This is a genomic window from Roseibium sp. MB-4, from assembly GCF_053005265.1.
The window spans coordinates 763,234-781,790 of sequence record NZ_JBRKQB010000002.1; the positions used below are offsets into that span (position 1 = coordinate 763,234).

General features: G+C 57.4%; 16 protein-coding genes. 10 read left to right on the forward strand and 6 right to left on the reverse strand.

Annotation, left to right across the window (positions count from 1 at the left end; genetic code table 11):
* Positions 1-28 precede the first annotated feature (28 nt).
* Positions 29-1,084 (forward strand): sugar phosphate isomerase/epimerase family protein, encoded by a 1,056-nt coding sequence (locus ACVDG4_RS14725; protein ID WP_133953195.1) that lies wholly within the window; start codon positions 29-31, stop codon positions 1,082-1,084.
* A 9-nt stretch (positions 1,085-1,093) separates the two neighbouring features.
* The gene (locus ACVDG4_RS14730; RefSeq protein ID WP_447235618.1) at positions 1,094-2,251 is read left to right on the forward strand and encodes a Gfo/Idh/MocA family protein; all 1,158 of its coding nucleotides are present in this window, start codon (positions 1,094-1,096) and stop codon (positions 2,249-2,251) included.
* A 10-nt stretch (positions 2,252-2,261) separates the two neighbouring features.
* Here the strand turns inward: ACVDG4_RS14730 and ACVDG4_RS14735 are convergent, their stop codons facing one another.
* Together ACVDG4_RS14735 and ACVDG4_RS14740 are read right to left on the reverse strand one after the other, a co-directional pair.
* The gene (locus ACVDG4_RS14735) at positions 2,262-3,659 is read right to left on the reverse strand and encodes a M20 family metallopeptidase (RefSeq protein WP_447235619.1); all 1,398 of its coding nucleotides are present in this window, start codon (positions 3,657-3,659) and stop codon (positions 2,262-2,264) included.
* Between the two features lie 58 nt (positions 3,660-3,717).
* The gene (locus ACVDG4_RS14740) at positions 3,718-4,629 is read right to left on the reverse strand and encodes a LysR family transcriptional regulator (protein ID WP_447235620.1); all 912 of its coding nucleotides are present in this window, start codon (positions 4,627-4,629) and stop codon (positions 3,718-3,720) included.
* Between the two features lie 171 nt (positions 4,630-4,800).
* Between ACVDG4_RS14740 and ACVDG4_RS14745 the strand changes: the two genes are divergently transcribed.
* The 6 genes from ACVDG4_RS14745 (at position 4,801) to ACVDG4_RS14770 (ending at position 11,818) form a co-directional block, all read left to right on the forward strand.
* Positions 4,801-6,384: an ABC transporter substrate-binding protein gene (locus ACVDG4_RS14745; RefSeq protein ID WP_447235621.1), complete on the forward strand. Its 1,584-nt coding sequence runs from the start codon at positions 4,801-4,803 to the stop codon at positions 6,382-6,384.
* 61 nt (positions 6,385-6,445) lie between these two features.
* A complete protein-coding gene (locus tag ACVDG4_RS14750) occupies positions 6,446-7,423 on the forward strand; it encodes an ABC transporter permease (RefSeq protein ID WP_447235622.1) in 978 nt (325 codons plus the stop codon).
* Positions 7,420-8,337: an ABC transporter permease gene (locus ACVDG4_RS14755; RefSeq protein WP_447235623.1), complete on the forward strand. Its 918-nt coding sequence runs from the start codon at positions 7,420-7,422 to the stop codon at positions 8,335-8,337. Before ACVDG4_RS14750 ends, ACVDG4_RS14755 begins: the two co-directional genes overlap by 4 nt.
* A complete protein-coding gene (locus ACVDG4_RS14760) occupies positions 8,334-9,308 on the forward strand; it encodes an ABC transporter ATP-binding protein (RefSeq protein WP_428523306.1) in 975 nt (324 codons plus the stop codon). The genes ACVDG4_RS14755 and ACVDG4_RS14760 overlap by 4 nt, the downstream gene beginning before the upstream one ends.
* Positions 9,305-10,303: an ABC transporter ATP-binding protein gene (locus tag ACVDG4_RS14765; RefSeq protein ID WP_447235624.1), complete on the forward strand. Its 999-nt coding sequence runs from the start codon at positions 9,305-9,307 to the stop codon at positions 10,301-10,303. Before ACVDG4_RS14760 ends, ACVDG4_RS14765 begins: the two co-directional genes overlap by 4 nt.
* 90 nt (positions 10,304-10,393) lie before the next feature.
* On the forward strand, positions 10,394-11,818 hold the full coding sequence (locus ACVDG4_RS14770) for a M20 family metallopeptidase (RefSeq protein WP_447235625.1): 1,425 nt from the start codon (positions 10,394-10,396) through the stop codon (positions 11,816-11,818).
* Between the two features lie 197 nt (positions 11,819-12,015).
* On the opposite strand, the gene phnE is transcribed toward ACVDG4_RS14770, so the two are convergent.
* The 3 genes from phnE to ACVDG4_RS14785 all read right to left on the reverse strand — a co-directional run bounded on the left by phnE (position 12,016) and on the right by ACVDG4_RS14785 (position 14,545).
* The gene (gene phnE / locus ACVDG4_RS14775) at positions 12,016-12,816 is read right to left on the reverse strand and encodes a phosphonate ABC transporter, permease protein PhnE (protein ID WP_409693600.1); all 801 of its coding nucleotides are present in this window, start codon (positions 12,814-12,816) and stop codon (positions 12,016-12,018) included.
* Positions 12,813-13,589 (reverse strand): phosphonate ABC transporter ATP-binding protein, encoded by a 777-nt coding sequence (locus tag ACVDG4_RS14780; RefSeq protein ID WP_409693603.1) that lies wholly within the window; start codon positions 13,587-13,589, stop codon positions 12,813-12,815. The genes phnE and ACVDG4_RS14780 overlap by 4 nt, the downstream gene beginning before the upstream one ends.
* 104 nt (positions 13,590-13,693) lie before the next feature.
* Entirely contained in the window at positions 13,694-14,545 is an 852-nt protein-coding gene (locus ACVDG4_RS14785; protein WP_447235626.1) for a PhnD/SsuA/transferrin family substrate-binding protein, read from the reverse strand.
* Positions 14,546-14,668: 123 nt separating this feature from the next.
* On the opposite strand from ACVDG4_RS14785, the gene ACVDG4_RS14790 reads away from it, so the two are divergent.
* Positions 14,669-15,814 carry an alpha-D-ribose 1-methylphosphonate 5-triphosphate diphosphatase gene (locus ACVDG4_RS14790; protein ID WP_447235627.1) on the forward strand — a complete coding sequence of 382 codons (1,146 nt, stop codon included), beginning with the start codon at positions 14,669-14,671 and terminating at the stop codon, positions 15,812-15,814.
* Between the two features lies 1 nt (position 15,815).
* Positions 15,816-16,592 carry a phosphonate metabolism transcriptional regulator PhnF gene (gene phnF / locus ACVDG4_RS14795; RefSeq protein WP_447235628.1) on the forward strand — a complete coding sequence of 259 codons (777 nt, stop codon included), beginning with the start codon at positions 15,816-15,818 and terminating at the stop codon, positions 16,590-16,592.
* A 56-nt stretch (positions 16,593-16,648) separates the two neighbouring features.
* Here phnF and ACVDG4_RS14800 read toward each other — a convergent pair whose 3' ends face one another.
* On the reverse strand, positions 16,649-18,550 hold the full coding sequence (locus tag ACVDG4_RS14800; RefSeq protein ID WP_447235629.1) for a beta-galactosidase: 1,902 nt from the start codon (positions 18,548-18,550) through the stop codon (positions 16,649-16,651).
* Between the last annotated feature and the right edge of the window lie 7 nt (positions 18,551-18,557).

Sequence of the window (18,557 nt, forward strand, 5' to 3'; positions counted from 1 at the left end):
AAAACTCTATTTCATTCAAGAGGTCGTCATGAAAACGATTAAGGGGCCTGCGCTTTTTCTTGCCCAGTTTGCGGGAGATGAAGCGCCGTTCAATTCCTGGGACGCAATTACGAAGTGGGCCGCCGATTGCGGATACAAAGGGGTACAGGTTCCAAGTTGGGATGGCCGGCTCATTGATCTGGAAAAAGCCGCCAGCTCGAAGGGATACTGCGACGACTTTGCCGGACAAGCCCGAGAGAACGGAGTTGAGGTCACCGAGCTTTCAACGCATCTGCAAGGCCAGCTTGTGGCCGTCCACCCTGCCTATGACACAGCCTTTGATGGCTTTGCAGCTCCGGAAGTCCGCGGCAATCCGGCCGCGCGGCAGGCCTGGGCCGTGGATCAGGTCAAGCAGGCGTTAACGGCCAGCCGCAACCTTGGCATCACCGCTCATGCGACGTTTTCCGGCGCTCTGGCGTGGCCTTACATCTATCCCTGGCCGCAGCGACCGGCTGGACTTGTTGAGACCGCGTTTGACGAACTTGCCAAACGCTGGCGTCCAATTCTGGATTATGCGGACGATATGGGCGTGGATGTTTGCTACGAGATTCATCCTGGCGAAGATCTTCATGATGGTGCAACGTACGAGATGTTCCTGGAACGCGTTGACAATCATGCCCGTGCAAAGATGCTCTACGATCCGTCTCACTACGTGCTTCAGTGTCTCGACTATCTCGACAACATCGACATCTACAAGGACCGGATCGGCATGTTCCACGTCAAGGACGCCGAGTTCAATCCGACCGGCCGCCAAGGCGTTTACAGCGGCTATCAGCCCTGGGTTGACCGGGCTGGGCGGTTCCGCTCCTTGGGCGACGGACAGGTCGACTTCGGCGCCATCTTTTCCAAGATGGCAGCCAATGACTTCGACGGCTGGGCCGTCGTCGAATGGGAATGCTGCCTGAAGCACCCGGAAGACGGTGCCCGGGAAGGGGCACAATTTGTTGCCGACCATATCATCCGCGTCACTGAAAAAGCCTTTGATGACTTTGCCGACGGCGGGACAGACGAAGCGGCCAACCGCAAGATGCTGGGCATTGGATAGGAGCAAGGCATGACCATCGAAGGAAAGGAAAACACATTCCAACGCCCGTTCCGCCTCGGCATGGTCGGCGGCGGCAAGGATGCCTTTATCGGCGCGGTTCACCGGATCGCAGCGCGGCTGGACAACAGTTTTGAACTGGTCGCAGGTACCTTGTCCTCAACACCAGACAAGGCTATCGCGTCCGGGCAGGCTCTCGGCCTCAAGGCGGACCGGATCTATAGCTCCTTTGAAGACATGGCCAAACGGGAGGCCCGGCTGAAGAACGGGATCGAGGCCGTTGCCATCGTCACGCCGAACCATGTTCACTATCCGGCTGCCAAGGCATTCTTGAAGCGCGGCATTCACGTGATCTGCGACAAGCCGATGACCTCGACGCTGGCAGACGCTAAAAAGCTGGCCAAAGCGGCCGCAGCCTCACCGGCTCTATTTATTCTCACGCACAATTACACCGGCTATCCCATGATCCGCCAGGCGCGGGAGATGGTTAAAAACGGCGATCTTGGAACAATCCGGGTCATTCAGGTCGAGTACCCGCAGGATTGGCTGACGGTCGAACAGCACAACAAGCAAGCCGATTGGCGCACCGACCCTGCCCGGTCCGGTGCGGGGGGGGCAACTGGTGACATTGGAACGCATGCCTACAATCTGGCCTGCTTTGTGAGCGGTCTACGGGCCGAGAGCCTTGCCGCCGATTTGCAGTCCTTTGTTCCGGGCCGGCAGGTTGATGACAACGGCCACGTCATGCTGCGCTTTGACGGCGGAGCGCGCGGGATGCTCTGGTGTTCACAGGTCGCACCGGGAAATGAGAACAATCTCAAGCTCCGGGTCTATGGCGACAAGGCCGGCATTGAATGGCATCAGGAAAACCCGAATTATCTGCAGTATTCCCCGTTCGGAGAACCAGCCCAGCGCCTGACAAGAGGTGGTTCCGGCATGCTGGACAGTATTGCTCCCACCACACGAATCCCGCCCGGACATCCGGAAGGTTACCTGGAAGGCTTCGCCAACCTCTACCGGGAAGCCGCCGATGCAATCCGGGCACATGCGAAAGGCGAGACACAAACAACGCTTTTGCCCGGCATTCAAGAGGGCCTTGCAGGCGTTGAATTTGTCGACGCCTGCGTAAGATCATCAACCAGAAATGCGGCTTGGGTGAAGCTAGGATGACGTCTGAACGTTAGGGAAAACCGTCTCCCAGGTCCCAGAACAAGCCCGTCATCATCTCCAGTCCTTCTTTCATCAGATGCGGCAGGACGTGTTCGTTCGGGGCGTGCTGGGAACAACCGGTGTAGCTGTGCGGAACCCAGAGCGTTGGCATGCCAATGGTGTTGAGAAAGATGTCGTTTGGCAGAGAGCCTCCGGCATTGGGGATGACAGTCACCGGTTTTCCAGTCGTCTTTTCAATTGATGTGACAGCCCAGGCAACGGCCGGATGTTCCGGATCGAGCCGTGAAGCGCGCAGCATCGACATCCGGGCCGGTTCAACCGAGATGCCATCAAACCCGTGGTCCTTCAGATGCTGGCGGATCAGGGGCAGGAAGGTGTCGGGGTCCGTATCCACCACAAAGCGGATCTGGCAGATCGCTTCGGCAAAAGGGGGAACTGCATTTTGAGGTTTCTCCGGATCCCCTGCAATGAAGGAGAGGACTTCAAATGTATTCCAGCCGAAGACTTTCTCTGCGCCGCTCAAGCCCGGCTCTCCCCACCAGGGATCAATCTCCGGATCATCCGGTCCGGATGTAACTGTCACCTTGGCAAGTGCGTCGCGCACAGAATTCTTAATATGGGCAGGCTTCAGGCCGGGATGAAGGATCTCGCCGGTTCGGCTAACCAGGGTCGTGAGCGCATGCATGAGCACGATGGCGGGATTGGCCAGCAGTCCGCCCCAGTTGCCGGAATGGTGACCACCGTCCCGGTATTCCAGACGGAACCTTAGGTTCAGACCGCCCCGAGTACCGAGCTTGATATCCGGCGCATCTGTCGAAAACCGCGGACCATCCGATGCAATCAGCAGATCGGCCGCCAACATGTCCCGGTTGTCCCGGCAAAATTCATAGAGCCCAGGCGAGCCCATTTCTTCTGCCATCTCGATCAGGAATGTGGCGTTGTAACCAAGACGGCCACGCGTATCGATCACATGGCGCATGGCTTCCATATTGATGGCATGCTGTGCCTTGTTGTCGGCAGTGCCGCGGCCATACCAGCGGGGACCAGACGGGGTTTGCGCGACATCCAGCGTCCAGGGATTCCGGTCCTCGCTCCAGCGGCCTTCTTCTCCAGGAACCGTGTCCCCGTGTCCGTAGCAAAACAGTGTAGGCAGGCTTGGATCCTCGATCCGCTTGGCAACGAGAAAGGGCGCCCGGTCGAGCATTTCATTGGGGTGGATGTCGACCGCAAATCCCATCGCTTCGAACCGCTTGCGCATCTCTGTCTCCAGATAGCGCATCAGGTCGGGCCGGTGCTCCTCCTCCCGGCTGGATGTGTGGACTGCGACCAGCGCAGTTAGATCCTTTTGAAAACTGCCATCTTCGAAACTCTTCGCCGCCGCCCTAATCGCTGCACTGCGTTGTGTCATGCCTAATCCCTTGTCTGTATCTCTTTGTTTGCAATTGTTCGCCGTGGCTGATCGCCGATCAAACGGCCTCTGAGTAGTCATCGGCCGGTGTGGTTGATTTGATGTACTCCATGAACTGCTGGGCAAGCTCTGACGGTTGGCGCCCCGCGGGCAACACGAAGCTGGTGTCATAAGTGATCGGTGCATCGAATGGCCGAACGGAGATGTTCGGCACGCCGACGGAAAGTACGGGAAAGGGATTCAGCACCGTAACGCCAAGCCCCTCGCGGACCAGTTCAAGAGCGGCCATGTTCGTCGCCGTTTCCGCAACCGTCCGGGGTTTGACACCAGAGCGGGCAAACAACTGTTCTGTGATCGCGCGGGTGCCGAGCCGCCTTAGAAATTCGATCAACTCCACACCTTCCAGATCGGCCGGTGTGACAATCTGCTTTGCCTCGAGGGGATGTCCTTTGGGCATTGCGCAAACCACATGGGAGCGGAGCCACGGCACGAGAGTGACACCAGAGCGCTGAATCATCGCGCTGGTCAGCCCCAAGTCATAACGCAGATCCAGGATACCAGAGACCAACACATCCGTTGCCTGAATATCCAGCTGCAGGTTCTTGCCCGGGTTCTGTTTCAAGAACGCGGCCACTCTTGTAATGATGAAGTTATGGGCAAGTGTGGGCGGAACAATGAGGCGCAAGGGCTCTTCATCGGCCTCCGCCCATTCCGCGCCTTCAATCAGAGCTAGCGTTTCAAAAAGTGGATCAAGCTGCTCGTTGAGCCTGAGCGCCGCGGCAGTCGGTTCGATTTTGCCGGCGCTCCGCAAAAACAGAGTCCGGCCAACCCGCTGCTCCAATTGCCCCAACGCGCGACTGACAGAGGACTGCGAAACACCGAGCCGCCGCGCAGCGCCAATGGTCGTGCCGGTGGTCACGAGCGCACGGAGCGCTTCCATTTCCCTTAGTCTGTGCCGTGGCTCTGCCATAGGTTGAGATCTGCCTTATAAATGGTCATGCCTACAAGATGAATTAAGCTATGCAAAAATGGATTAAATTCTCTGTTGGCAATGAATTTTCTGCAAGCTACCATCCTTTCCAGCGTGCGGCAAAAAGGTCCGGCAAAAGGGCACCGCGCCTTCCGAGGGAGTTATATTGTCATGAGAAAACTTACTGCCGCAGCCGCGGTGTCTGTAAGCGTGTTTGCCTTGATGACCGGGGCAGCATCCGCAGAAAAACTGACCATTGGGTTGGCTTCCGAGCCAACAGCGATGGATCCTCATTTCCACAATCTGGGTCCGAACAACGCAATCTCGTACCACCTGTTTGATCGCCTAATTGCACAAGACGAAAAGCAACGTTTGTCGCCGGGCCTTGCCGTATCTTGGCAACCGATCGACGAGCTGACATGGGAGTTCAAACTTCGCGAAGGCGTGAAATTCCATGACGGCAGCGACTTCAATGCCGATGACGTCATTTGCACCATGGAGCGGGCTCCGGATGTCCCGAACTCCCCATCTGGCTTCGGCACCTATTTGAAGGGCAAAACCTTCAAGAAAATCGACGACTACACGGTCCACATCTCCACCGAAACGCCATATCCGCTGATGGCGAACGACATTTCGACGATCCCGGTGATCTCGGACAGCGCGGGATGTGGCGCGGCGACAGAAGACTTCAACACTGGGACCGCTGCGATTGGCACCGGTCCGTTCAAGTTCGGAAGCTACAAGCCGGGTGAAAGCATCACCATGGTGCGCAACGATGACTACTGGGGCGACGCTCCGATCTGGAGTGAAGTCGACTTCCGCCCGATCAAATCAGGTCCGAGCCGTGTCGCCGCTCTGCTTGCTGGTGATGTCGATATGATTGCAAGCGTTCCGACGACAGATATCGGCGTGCTTGAAGGCAAGGACGAGATCCAGCTCAGCCAGGGTGTTTCCAACCGGGTCATCTATCTCCATTTGGACCAGTTCCGCGAGAACTCCCCCTTTGTGAAGGGCGCTGACGGCGGCGACATCAAAAATCCGCTTCTTGACCAGCGCGTGCGTCTGGCGATCTCCAAGTCGATCAACCGGAATGCGATCGTCGACCGGGTGATGGAAGGCGTGGCACTGCCGGCCGGTCAGCTGTTGCCGGAGGGTTTCTTTGGCGTTTCGGAAAACCTGCAGCCGATTGATTACGACCCGAATGGTGCGAAGGAACTATTGGCAGAAGCCGGGTATCCGGACGGCTTCCAATTGACCATTCACGGCCCGAACGATCGCTACATCAATGATGCGAAAATCGCCGAGGCGATTGGTCAGATGCTGACACGTGTTGGCATCAAGACGGCCGTCGAAACCATGCCGCGTTCCGTCTATTTCGGCCGCGCGTCCCGTGGCGGTGCCGATGGTCAACCGGAGTTCAGCTTCATCCTGGTCGGCTGGGGTGCCGGTTCGGGCGAAGCTTCATCTCCGCTGAAGTCCCTGATCCACACATACGACAAGGACAAGGGCTTCGGGTCATCAAACCGTGGGCGCCACTCCAATGCGGAAATCGATGCGAAGATCGAAGAAGCATTGAGGACCGTTGATGATGAAAAGCGTCAGGACCTGCTCGCGGAAGCCACCGAGATGGCCATCAATGATGTCGCGATCATCCCGACCCACTTCCAGGTCAACACCTGGGCGGCCAAGAAGGGCCTGAAGTATATTCCCCGCACCGACGAGTACACGCTCGCCATGGGTGTCGTGAAGGAATAACCAGCGATTTCCGGGCCGCTGGTCTCAGCGGCCCGGAATTTCCCTGAACCTGGAACTCCTTATGTCTGTTTTTGTCATCCGCCGGCTGATGCAGGCGTTCCTCGTCGTGTTTCTCATGTCGGTGATCGTCTTCTTCGGTGTGAACATTGTTGGCGACCCGGTCTATATGCTGGTCAGCCCTGATGCCGATCAGGCCGACATCGAGGCCGCAATCCGCCGGCTTGGTCTCGACCGTCCGATCTGGGATCAATATCTGCTGTTCTTGAAAGGGGCAGCCCAAGGCAATCTGGGCGATTCCTTTATCTTCGGCGAACCAGCCCTGAAGCTGATCCTGCACCACATGCCAGCCACACTGGAGCTTGCATTCAGTGCGTTGATGCTTGCCATTGTCATTGGCATCCCGCTTGGTCTGTTTTCCGGGCTTTATCCGGACAACCCGATTTCCAAGGGCATCATGGCCGGATCCATTCTCGGGTTTTCCCTGCCGACATTCTGGGTCGGCTTGATGCTCATATTGCTGTTCGCCGTTGAACTCGGATGGCTGCCCTCAACAGGGCGAGGCGACACGGCCACGATTTTCGGGATTGAGACCAGTTTGGCGACCTGGGACGGTCTACGGCACATTTTCTTGCCGGCCTTGAACCTGGCACTTCTGAAAATCTCGCTTGCCATCCGCTTGACGCGGGCCGGCGTGCGGGAAGCGATGAGCCAAGACTATGTGAAGTACGCAAGGGCCAAGGGCATTTCGACCAGGCGGATCATCTTTGTCCATGTAATGAAGAACATCATGATCCCGGTCGTGACAGTCATGGGCCTGGAATTCGGCAGCCTCATCGGATTCTCTGTTGTGACAGAAACGATCTTTGCCTGGCCAGGAATGGGCAAGTTGCTGATCGATGCCATTCTTCAACTCGACCGGCCCGTCGTCGTCGCCTACCTGATGATCATGGTGCTGTTCTTCGTGGTCATCAACCTGGTCGTTGACATCATCTATTCAATTCTGGACCCACGTGTCCGTTTGCAGGATCAGGGCGCATGAGCGATACAACACTGCAATCTACAGCGCCCGCCAAAGTGAAGGTTGAGACACCGTTTCAACGGTTCAGGGCTGAGTTTTTCGAAAGCCGAATTGCGGCAACGGCGTTCTTCGTCCTCGTGATCATCATGGCCCTGGCCATACTTGCGCCCTGGATTACCCCGCAAAACCCCTATGACCTGGCGCAGGTCGATGTTCTGGACGGACGGCTGCCGCCCGGATCGGAAGCATTCGCTGGATATACCATGTGGCTGGGCTCCGATGGTGCTGGCCGGGATCTTTATTCTGCCATTCTTTATGGGCTCAGGATTTCCATTTCCGTGGGCTTGGCATCCGGCGTGATCGCATTGTTTGTCGGGATGGTCGTTGGCCTGATCGCCGCTTATGCCGGCGGCAGAACAGAAGCCGTCATCATGCGGGTAGTCGACCTTCAATTGTCGTTCCCGGCAGCCTTGGTGGCCCTGATGCTGGTGGCCGCATTGGGCAAGGGCATCGACAAGATCATTCTTGCGCTCGTTGTCGCCCAATGGGCCTATTATGCACGGACGGTTCGGGCCACCGCGCTTGTTGAACGCGGCAAGGAGTACGTCGAAGCAGCCCAATGTCTCGGGCTTTCCAAGACACGGGTTGTCTTCCGCCACATCCTGCCGAACTGCCTCGCCCCCCTGATCGTGGTTGGGACCGTGCAGACAGCTCATGCGGTTTCGCTGGAAGCAACGCTCTCGTTCCTTGGCGTGGGGCTGCCGCAAACGGAACCGTCTCTCGGCGTTCTGATCGCCAATGGCTTTGAGTACATGCTGTCCGGCCGGTACTGGATTTCTGTCTTTCCCGGGATTGCGCTTCTCCTGACCGTTGCCTCGATCAATCTCGTCGGCGATCAGCTGCGCGACGTTCTCAATCCGAGGATGAAGAAATGACGGCGGTTCTCGAAGTTGCTGGGCTGAAGACGCATTTCTTCACCCACGCAGGTGTCGTCAAAGCCGTCGACGGCGTTGATTTCACCGTCAACAAGGGCGAGGTCATGGGTCTTGTTGGGGAATCGGGGTCTGGCAAGTCCATCACCGGCTTCTCCATCCTTGGCCTGATTGATCAACCAGGGCGGATCGTCGAAGGCTCGATCCGCTTCAATGGCGATGAGATTGCCAATGCACCGGAGGAGACGCTGAAATCCATCCGCGGCAATCGGATATCGATGATCTTTCAAGACCCGATGATGACGCTGAACCCGGTTCTGCGCATCGATTCCCAGATGATGGAAGCGATCTTTGCACACGAGAAAGTCTCGAAGAAAGAAGCCTGGGAACGGTCGCGGGATGCACTCGGCCTTGTCGGCATCCCCTCCCCCGAAGAGCGGCTAAAAGCCTATCCGCACCAGCTGTCCGGCGGCATGCGCCAACGGGTATCGATCGCGATCGCATTCCTCAACAAACCGGACCTGATCATCGCCGATGAACCGACGACGGCACTGGATGTCACAATCCAGGCACAGATAATCCACGAAGCGCAGAAGCTGACGCGCCAGACGGGCACTGCGATGATCTGGATCACCCACGATCTCGCCGTAGTTGCAGGCCTCGCCGACCGGATCTCTGTGATGTACGCGGGCCGGATCGTCGAGCAGGGTCTGACCGACGATGTCATCGACCACCCGCTGCATCCCTACACGGTCGGGCTTCTCGGATCGGTTCCAACCGCAAACAAGCGCGGCGAACGATTGTTCCAAATCGAGGGTATGACGCCAAACATGCTGGCCCTCCCCGAAGGCTGTGCCTTTGCGCCGCGGTGCAGATCAGCAAGTTCAGCCTGCAAAGCCCCGCCGCCGATCACTCATGTCGCGAACCGGGATATCCGCTGTTTTAACCCTCAGGCACAGGCTGCAGCCGAATGAACGCGCCACTTGTTGAGATCAAAGACATCTCGAAACGTTTTGCCAAACGCCTCGATATTGCCGAAAAAGTCGCGCAAAAACTGGGTGCTGGCATCCGGGAGGAAATCGTCCACGCCGTCGATGAAGTGAACCTCACCGTCAAAGAAGGTGAAGTGCTGGGTCTTGTCGGCGAATCTGGCTGTGGCAAATCCACGCTTGGCCGTGTTGTTGCAGGCATTCATGCACCGAGCTCCGGGCAACTGCTGTTTCAAGGCAAGAACGTCGCCACGATGTCGCGCGCTGAAAAGAAAGCGGCAACACTCGCCATTCAGATGATTTTTCAGGATCCCTTCGCCAGTCTCAATCCGCGCATGCGGGTGGAAGACATCATTGGCGAAGCGCCGCAAGTCCACGGTGTCGTTTCAAGATCAGAAGCCTCTGACTACGTCGACGACATCATGAAGAAGGTCGGCCTGGATCCATCTTTGAAACGGCGATACGCGCATCAGTTTTCTGGCGGCCAGCGTCAGCGCATCGGCATTGCCCGGGCGCTTGCGGTCAAACCGAAATTCCTCGTCTGCGACGAGGCGATTGCGGCCCTTGACGTGTCGATCCAGGCGCAGGTTATCAATCTGTTCATGGATCTGCGCGAAGAGTTTGGCCTGACCTATCTCTTCATTAGCCACGATCTCAGCGTTGTTGAACATATCGCGGACCGGGTCGCGATCATGTATCTCGGACGGATTGTCGAAAGCGCCTCGACCGAAGAGATCTTCAGCGCGCCTAAACACCCCTACACAAAAGCCCTGCTTGCAGAAGCACCCCGGCTGGATCAACGAAAGCGGGACTTTGCGCCGATTGAGGGCGAAATCCCGTCTCCTCTGGATCCGCCGAAAGGATGTTTCTTCAATCCGCGCTGTCCACATGCACAGGACCTCTGCCGCCAGGAGCAGCCGGGCCTTGAGACTTTCGGCGACGGCCATTCGGTCGCCTGCCACTACTGGAAGACGCTCTGATCCCGGCAGTCGGGATTGCCAATACGAAAACTGCCCCGTGCCGCATATGTGCGGCGCGACGGGGTTCTGCTGACCATTTGGGAGGACACAATGAAAAATACGGATCGCGTGTGGGATCTGGTCGACAGCCGCCGGGAGGACTACGTCGGCCTTTCCGACCGTGTCTTTGACCTGCCGGAAATTGCCTATACCGAATTCAAGTCCGTTGCTGAGCATAAGAAAATGCTGGAACAGGAAGGGTTCAAGATCACCGAAGGTGTCGCGGGTATACCGACCGCGATTGTCGGCGAAGCCGGGGATGAAGGTCCCGTCATTGCTATTTTGGGCGAGTTCGATGCCCTTCCAGAACTTGGTCAGGCTGCTGGTGTTGCCGAACATCAGCCGGTCGAGGCTGGCGGTCCCGGGCATGGGTGCGGGCACAATCTTCTCGGCTCTGCAGCTTTGATGGCAGCATCCGCTGTGAAAGATTACCTGGCAGAACGCGGGCTCAAAGGGCGTGTGCGCTATTACGGCTGCCCCGCCGAAGAAGGCGGCGCGGCCAAGACCTTCATGGTTCGCGAAGGCCTGTTCGACGACGTCGATGCAGCAATCTCCTGGCATCCGGCAACCTTCACCGGGGTCAACGAGGCCAAGTCCCTTGCAAACACGCGGATCGATTTCACCTTCCATGGCCGCGCAGCTCATGCCGCCGGAGCTCCCGAACTCGGCCGCAGCGCTCTCGATGCAATCGAACTCATGAATGTGGGCGTGAATTACATGCGCGAACACATGCCGGACGACGCCAGGGTCCATTATGCCTATCTGGATGCCGGCGGGATTGCGCCCAATGTCGTCCAGTCCAAGGCAACCGTGCGGCAGCTGGTTCGGGCGCGGAACCTTAAGGAACTGCGCGAACTGATCGGGCGGGTGCGCAAAATTGCCGAAGGTGCAGCGCTTATGACCGAGACAACGGTCGAGAGCAGTGTCGTTAGCGGTGTCTCCAATCTGCTTGGCAACCGCCCTTTGGAAGAAACCATGCAGCGCAATCTGGACCGCTTGGGCGCCCCTAATTTCGATGAAACGGACCGCATCTTTGCAAACAAGATCCGTGAGACGCTAAGTGAGGACAATATCAACGTCTCGTTCCGCCGCATTGGGGCAGAAGTTGATCCAGATCTCGCGCTGTGTGATTTCGTTGCCCCGCTGGATCGCCAAAGCGAAGGTGGAGAAGGCTCTACCGATGTTGGCGATGTCAGCTGGGCTGTGCCGACCGTTCAAGCCCGCGTTGCCACCTGTGCAGTTGGCACTCCGTTCCACACATGGCAGCTGACCGCACAAGGAAAGGCACCGGCTGCACACAAGGGCATGGTCCACGCTGCAAAGATCATGGCAGGCACGGCCGTCGATCTCTTTGAGGACGCTGGCGTTTTGAGCCAGGCCATTGACGCACACAAGGCGACGCTGGCCAAAGACCCCTATGCCTGCCCAATCCCGGATGAGGTTGGACCTCCGCTGAAAGCCATGAGCAATCAGTAGTTACAAACAGACACTCTGTGAGCGCTGGCCGGTAATTGTCGTGGTTCTATGCGAAACACATCCGGCCAGCCGCAATCAAAAAATCGCTGGGGCAGATCAATCTCAATAGATGGCGTCTCTAACAGCTGGTTCATGCTTCCGAGCAGTTTGCGCTTGGCATCCATTATGTGTTGGAACGCACCAGAAGAACGGCGGATCTATTGCAATTTGCTGCGCAGCCAGTCGGTGATGAACTCCATCACGAGCACGATCACGAAGATCACAAGGATAATCGCGGACGCGTTCTTGTACTGGAAGAGATCGAAGGCCGCCTTCAATTCCTGGCCGATCCCGCCAGCACCGACAAGACCCAAAACGACGGACGACCGGACAGCTTTTTCCAACGCAAACAGGGCTGTGTTGATCATTGATGGTGCGGCATCCGGCAATATTCCACCCATAAGGATAGACACCTTGTTGGCACCGATCGCTGCGAGCGCTTCCTGCGGTTCCTTGTCGGCGTCTTCCATGGCTTCCGCGAAAAACCGGCCGCAAAACCCGATTGTGTCGACAACGATCGTCATGGTGCCTGCAACGGCCCCAAGCCCGACAGTCACCACAAACAAAAGCGCCCAAACCAGATCGGGGATGGTCCGAAGTAGAGAAATGATAGCTTTCACCAGCCAGGACGCCGGACCGATGGGAGACACTTTTTTCGCAGCCAGCCACCCAATCGGAAGACTGAGAGCGATCCCGATCGCGGCACCCGCTAAGGCTATTTGAAATGTCTCGACGAGGCGCATTCCCACCCGCGTCAGGAAATTGGCTTCCGTGTTAGGCGGCCACATGCGATCGACCAGATTGACCATACTCGGCAACCCGTCCGCCAATTGGCCAAGGGAGGGCGCAACAGAGTTGATGGAACTCAGAACAATCGCGGCAACAACAAGGATTAGTACAAAATTGATCGATGACATTCCCGAAAAACGGGACCGGAGGTCCGGGGACACGCCACTCATTGGAATGTGTCCCGAAGGTCTTGGTCAGAGACTTCGCGCGAGGCCTTGTCAAACAAGATCTGCCCATTTTTCAGAGCCACGATCCGATCGGAATACGCCGCAGCGTGGTCCATGTCATGGCTGGTGAAGAGCAAGGTAATCCCGTGCGCTTGAGCAAGTTCGGAAAACAGTCGCATGACCTCGGCGCCAGATACTGGATCAAGGCTGGCGGCCGGCTCATCGGCAATGATTAGCCGTGGCCCACGCACGATTGCGCGTGCAATTGCAACGCGCTGTTGCTGACCTCCTGACAACGCGTCGGCCCGGCTCCGCGCCCTCTCGGCCAAATTAACATCCTCAAGGGCAGACATGGCTTTCGCGCGCCACCTAGAAGGCGCCGTCGCCTGAGTGAAGGCGCGCCAACTGCCGGGCAAACCCAGCATGCCGTGGACAACATTGCTTAAAACCGAGTGCCGTTTCACCAGACAGTGTTTTTGGAAGACAAAACCGGTCTGCTTGCGCAACTGTGCGCGCTGCGCAGCGGTCGGCATGGAGCCAAAGGTTTCACCAAGGGTCTGGACTGATCCCTCGTTCACAGCATGCAGCCCAATGAGGCACTTCAACAAAGTCGATTTGCCGCTGCCATTGGAGCCGATCAACGCGACTCGCTCGCCGTGGCGAATGGTCAAGTTGACGCCCTTCAGGACCGGAAACTGGCCATTCTTGTACTGTTTCTTAAGTGCCGACGTTGCAATCGCAACATCTTTGGTATCAGCGAGAGGCGTGTGAAGCACCGCGCGGTCCTCGGGATTCTTGGTGTCAATTTCCGGTGCAAGACACAGCGACAGCACCGGAAAGGAGCGCGATCACCCGCGCTCCCGGCATCTTCAGGAGGAGGTTAGTCACCAACGAATGAAGAGGTGTCGACACCAATGGTCTGGTACATGTCGCGAACGTAGTTGTAGTTCTCATCGTTCACGCCGGTCAGGAAGAAGCCACCACCATATTTTTGGTTATCTTCGCCCTTCAGAACAGCAGCCATCAGCGCTCCGCTGTTTTCCAGGAACGCGGTCTTGATTTTTCCCAAAGCGTCACGATCCATGTCCGGACGAGCGACCAGGATGTCGTTCGGAAGATCACGGCCCCGGGCAATGACCTTGAAAGCTTCGCCAGGAAACGCGTCGCGAATGCGGCGCAAGTGGCTGTCGTTCATACCAACAGCCTGCACATCGCCGCGGATCAGAGCTTCAATGGCCACGTTGCGAGAAATAATCTGCGGCGTGTAATCAGTGCCGTAAGCAAGGCCGAAGTCAGCGAGAACCTGCGCCGGGCCGAGGTGCTGAGACGTTGAGCCAACACTACCGAAAGTCACGGTCTTGCCCTTGAGGTCCTGTGGCCCGTCAATCTCACCTTCTGCCATCACCACGATCTGGGCGAAGTAGTTTGGGCGCTGCCAAGCAACCACGATTTCCGCGTTGGTCAGTTCCTTCATCACGACATATTCAGCCGGGCCTGTCAGAACCAGATCGACCTTATTCTGGTTCATAGACTCAACAGCGGACGTGCGGGAGCTGACCGGAAACAGTTCGATGTCCAAACCCGTTGTGTCTTCCAGAGCCTTTTCAAAGGCAGAAAATTCCTGCTGCAGGGCTTCCAGGCCTTCGATGTCGGTGACCGCAAACCGAACAGGTTCAGCGGCAACAGGGAGCGCGAAAATCATTGCAGCTGCAGCAATGGCAGAACGAAGCATGTTGAATTCTCCAATGGCTATTCCTGTGTACACAGGAGTGTCATACAGCCTCCCTATAGATCTCCGTCGATAACGGTTTCATGACGTAGCCGCACCATTCTTAAAATATTCGAGGATTCGAAATTGACTTCCATAAGTATTCTTGGCGGCGACGTTCTGAAAAATGATGAATTCATTCGTGAGCCGGTTAACATTCACTCAGGTATATTCGCTTATTCATCAAAGAGATTTAGCGAAACAATTGACGCAGCGGACTGCTATATCGTACCGGGCATCATAGATGTACACGGGGATGCTTTTGAGCGATCAATACAACCGCGGCCGAATGTCGACTTCCCGCTTCCAATTGCGCTGGCGGATGTTGACCGGCAATTGATCTCCAATGGCATTACCACCGCTTATCATGGGCTGACTGTTTCCTGGGAACCGGGCTTGCGCAGCTATGAGGCTGCCGCCAATTTCCGAATGCATCTGAAAGCCCTGCGGGCGACGTTTGCCTCAGACATGCATCTGAACATCCGGTGGGAAACCTTTGCACTGAACCATGTCCAGGACATGATTGACTGGGTTCAGGACGACCCCAAGTCCGTTCTGTCACTCAACGATCACACGACCGCCTATCTCGACCTGCCGAAAACCTCATCGAAGATCAGCCGGATGGCCGGCAGATCCGGCCTTTCAGAAGACCAGTGCAAGACCCTGATCAACCAGGTATGGGAACGGCGAAACGAGGTCCCAGCTGCGATCGAAGCCATCTGCGCAGGAGCTCGGGATGCGGGCTGCTCCGTTTTCGCACATGACGAGCTAACCCCGGAAACCCGCACGGAACACCGCCGTCTGGGCGTCTCCGTGTCCGAGTTCCCTATGACCATTGCAACCGCCAAAAGCGCGGCCGAAGAAGGTGAACACGTGGTTTTGGGCGCTCCCAATATCGTACGCGGCGGCTCCCAGAACAACGCCATCGACGCAAGGGAGAGTGTGGCGTCCGGCCACTGCACCGTTCTGGCATCGGACTACTATTACCCAGCTCCATTGGCAGCTGCGTTTAAACTGGTTGATGACGGTGTTCTTCCGCTTGAGAAGGCATGGAACCTCATCTCCAAAAACGCAGCGGCGGCGGCAAAACTGGCAGATCGCGGCGAGATAGCAGAAGGCATGCGGGCGGATTGCATTCTGGTAGACAAAAAGACCCGCAGAATCCTGATGGTGATTGCCAACGGCCAGGTGAAATATACCTTCAATTCAGGAAATCAAAGCCACCAGGTGTGATGTGACCGATCTGGAATTGTTTCGAACTCTCGCGCGCGAACCCTATCAAGCCAAAGGCGAAAAAGCCATCTGGCTTCAGATATGTGACCGTCTTCAGTTCGCGTATGAAAATGGCGAGCTGGCACCTGGCATCAAGCTTCCCGGAGAAGTTCATCTCGCCGAAGTCTTTCAAGTCAGCCGGATCACCATCCGCCGGGCGCTTTCCAAATTGCAGCAGGAAGGTCATCTTCACGCCAGAAAAGGTGTTGGCGTCTTTGTCCGTCAGAGACCGGAACGGTATGAAGTTGAAAGCAACATGAGGTTTGCCGACGGTTTCAAGGTCGCCCGCGATCGGGTGACCACCGAGACATTGAACCTCACGCGCGGCGATGTCTCGTTTGAAGGCGGAGTTGCCCTTGATCTTCCGACCGGAACCCAAGTTATCAAACTGCTCAGACGCCGCATACTCGATGGCGAGCCGATTTATCTGACAGCCAAGGAGTTCCCGGCAGCGAAGTTTCCGGACTTCGAAGCCGTCTACAACAAAACGGGCTCAGTGACAGAGGTTTACAAAGCGCACGATGTCGAGCGCTACGAACGCGCCGAAACAAGAATCGCGGGCGGATTTGCAACGGCGCGGCAAGCGGATGGGCTGAACCTCAGTCCGCGCACACCCATTCTGGAAGTGGTTGCGATCAATTGCGATCCAACCGGCACTCCAATCGAATACAATGCTGGCTGCTGGCCACTCTCTAGTGTCGAAATTGTATTTCCAGGCGCGGCACCCACCAGGGCTTGATTGTAGTGGCAATCTCTCGACGGTCGGGTTAGCGATCGACTGCCAGCTGTAGTTTGCTAGAGTTTTTCAAACAGAACCCCAGCCGCCGCGATTGGCCCCGCGGGCGTTTCCGCAGCCTTTGAACCATAGTTGATCCAGATGCGCGTGCCTTCGGTGTCGCGGCACCGGACACCATCTTTCAAATCGAAGGTTCGCATGTCCGCCTTTGCGCACAGGTGCTCAAAAAGCCGGTGCCAGGCCACATCATCACACCATCCGCCAACGTATGTCAGATGATCAGTGCTGACGGCAGCCGGTTCCCCGGTTTCCAGCTCGAACAACGCTTCGGCAGCACTTTCCAGTTCTTCGCGGTACCCGGCAAAGGCGCCGCCACCCTTGACGGGCATGGGCATGTCCGGACGCAGGCTTTCCACCCGAGCAACTGTAACATCCAGTCCCGGCATGTCCGGGGGCAGAGGGACCGGTATGACCATATCCGCGTCTCGTGCGGCTGTCCGGGGACCGAGAACCACTTCCGCGTCACACTCTGCAAGGGCGGTCTTCAGATCGTTCGGCATGGTGATCATGCCGGGTGCGGCGACGATTTTGTAGCAGCTGAAATCGCGGGTCTCAGGACGCAGAATATCTATGGACAGCCCAAGCTTGCGCAGTGCCTTGTAGGCGTCGAACACCAGCTGGAAGTAGCTGAGCCCGGCACCGTGCGGCTGGGTGGCCCAGGCAAAGTCGGCATCATAGTCGAAGATCAGGGCAACCGGTGCTTGGCGCACAGACACATCCGGCGCGGCCCGCAATTCGTCCGCGACCTGCCGGGCCTCGATCAGGGCCGGGGCATCGGCATTGTCCGGCCGCAACATGCCTGCGTGCATTTGCTCCTGGGCAAACGGGGCCTGCCGCCAGCGGAAGTAACATACCGCTTCCGCCCCATGGGCATAGGCCTCCCAGGCCCAAAGCCGCATCATGCCCGGCAGCGGTGACGGATTGTACGGCGCCCAGTTGACCGGTCCCGGCTGCTGCTCCATGACCCACCAGCGGCCGTTGCCGACGGCGCGGTAAAGGTCGTGATGAAAGGCCTGAAAGTCGGGATCTCCCTGACGGGCATAGGCGCGCTGATGCTCGGCCGATGCCCCGACCCGGTCCTCAAGGAACCCGAGCGGGTAACTGTCCCAGGTGGCGATTTCCAGATCGTCGCCCACCTTGAAGTGATCGAAATCCGTGATCCTTCCCATGTAGTTGTGGCTGATCGGAGCATCGGAATTTGCCCGGATGATTTCGACCTGCCGCTTGTTGAAACTGACCACCTGGTCCGACGAAAACCGCCGGAATGCAAGCGTATGAGACGGGTTCGGTTCGGTGACAGTCAGGTTCGGCAGATCGATTTCGGCAAAGGTGCGGTACTCCATGGACCAGAACACATTGCCCCAGGCGCGGTTGAGCGCGTCGATGGTGCCGTACCGTTTTTCCAGCCAGCCCTGGAAGGCACTGCGGGCGGCATCGGAATAGGAAATGATCGTGTCGTGGCAGCCGTATTCATTGTCGGTCTGCCAGGCCGCGACATGCGGGTTCCGGCCATAGCGCTCGGCAACCAGTTTGACGATGCGGTCGCTTTCGGCCCGGAAGCCCTCATGGGAAAAGCAATAGTGGCGCCGGGAACCGAACTTGCGCGGCTGGCCGCTTGCGTCAACGGCGATCATGTCCGGATGCTTGTCGACAACCCAGCGGGGCGGTGTTGCGGTCGGTGTGCCCAGGACAACTTTCAGGCTGGCGGTTCCGAGTGTGTCGATGGCCCGGTCCAGCCAGTCGAACTGAAGGTCCCCCGGTGTGGGTTCCAGCCGCGACCAGGCGAATTCACCGATGCGAACCCACGTCAGGCCGGCCTCCTTCATCCGGCGGGCATCGGCCTCCCAGATTTCCTCCGGCCAGTGTTCCGGATAATAGCAAGTGCCAAGTGTGCGTTTCATGATTTTC

Bases quoted from the DNA above. Each gene is read 5' to 3' on its own strand.
- ACVDG4_RS14725 (WP_133953195.1), top strand. From the start codon at position 29: ATGAAAACGATTAAGGGGCCTGCGCTTTTTCTTGCCCAGTTTGCGGGA.
- ACVDG4_RS14730 (WP_447235618.1), top strand. From the start codon at position 1,094: ATGACCATCGAAGGAAAGGAAAACACATTCCAACGCCCGTTCCGCCTC.
- ACVDG4_RS14735 (WP_447235619.1), bottom strand. From the start codon at position 3,659: ATGACACAACGCAGTGCAGCGATTAGGGCGGCGGCGAAGAGTTTCGAA.
- ACVDG4_RS14740 (WP_447235620.1), bottom strand. From the start codon at position 4,629: ATGGCAGAGCCACGGCACAGACTAAGGGAAATGGAAGCGCTCCGTGCG.
- ACVDG4_RS14745 (WP_447235621.1), top strand. From the start codon at position 4,801: ATGAGAAAACTTACTGCCGCAGCCGCGGTGTCTGTAAGCGTGTTTGCC.
- ACVDG4_RS14750 (WP_447235622.1), top strand. From the start codon at position 6,446: ATGTCTGTTTTTGTCATCCGCCGGCTGATGCAGGCGTTCCTCGTCGTG.
- ACVDG4_RS14755 (WP_447235623.1), top strand. From the start codon at position 7,420: ATGAGCGATACAACACTGCAATCTACAGCGCCCGCCAAAGTGAAGGTT.
- ACVDG4_RS14760 (WP_428523306.1), top strand. From the start codon at position 8,334: ATGACGGCGGTTCTCGAAGTTGCTGGGCTGAAGACGCATTTCTTCACC.
- ACVDG4_RS14765 (WP_447235624.1), top strand. From the start codon at position 9,305: ATGAACGCGCCACTTGTTGAGATCAAAGACATCTCGAAACGTTTTGCC.
- ACVDG4_RS14770 (WP_447235625.1), top strand. From the start codon at position 10,394: ATGAAAAATACGGATCGCGTGTGGGATCTGGTCGACAGCCGCCGGGAG.
- phnE (WP_409693600.1), bottom strand. From the start codon at position 12,816: ATGAGTGGCGTGTCCCCGGACCTCCGGTCCCGTTTTTCGGGAATGTCA.
- ACVDG4_RS14785 (WP_447235626.1), bottom strand. From the start codon at position 14,545: ATGCTTCGTTCTGCCATTGCTGCAGCTGCAATGATTTTCGCGCTCCCT.
- ACVDG4_RS14800 (WP_447235629.1), bottom strand. From the start codon at position 18,550: ATGAAACGCACACTTGGCACTTGCTATTATCCGGAACACTGGCCGGAG.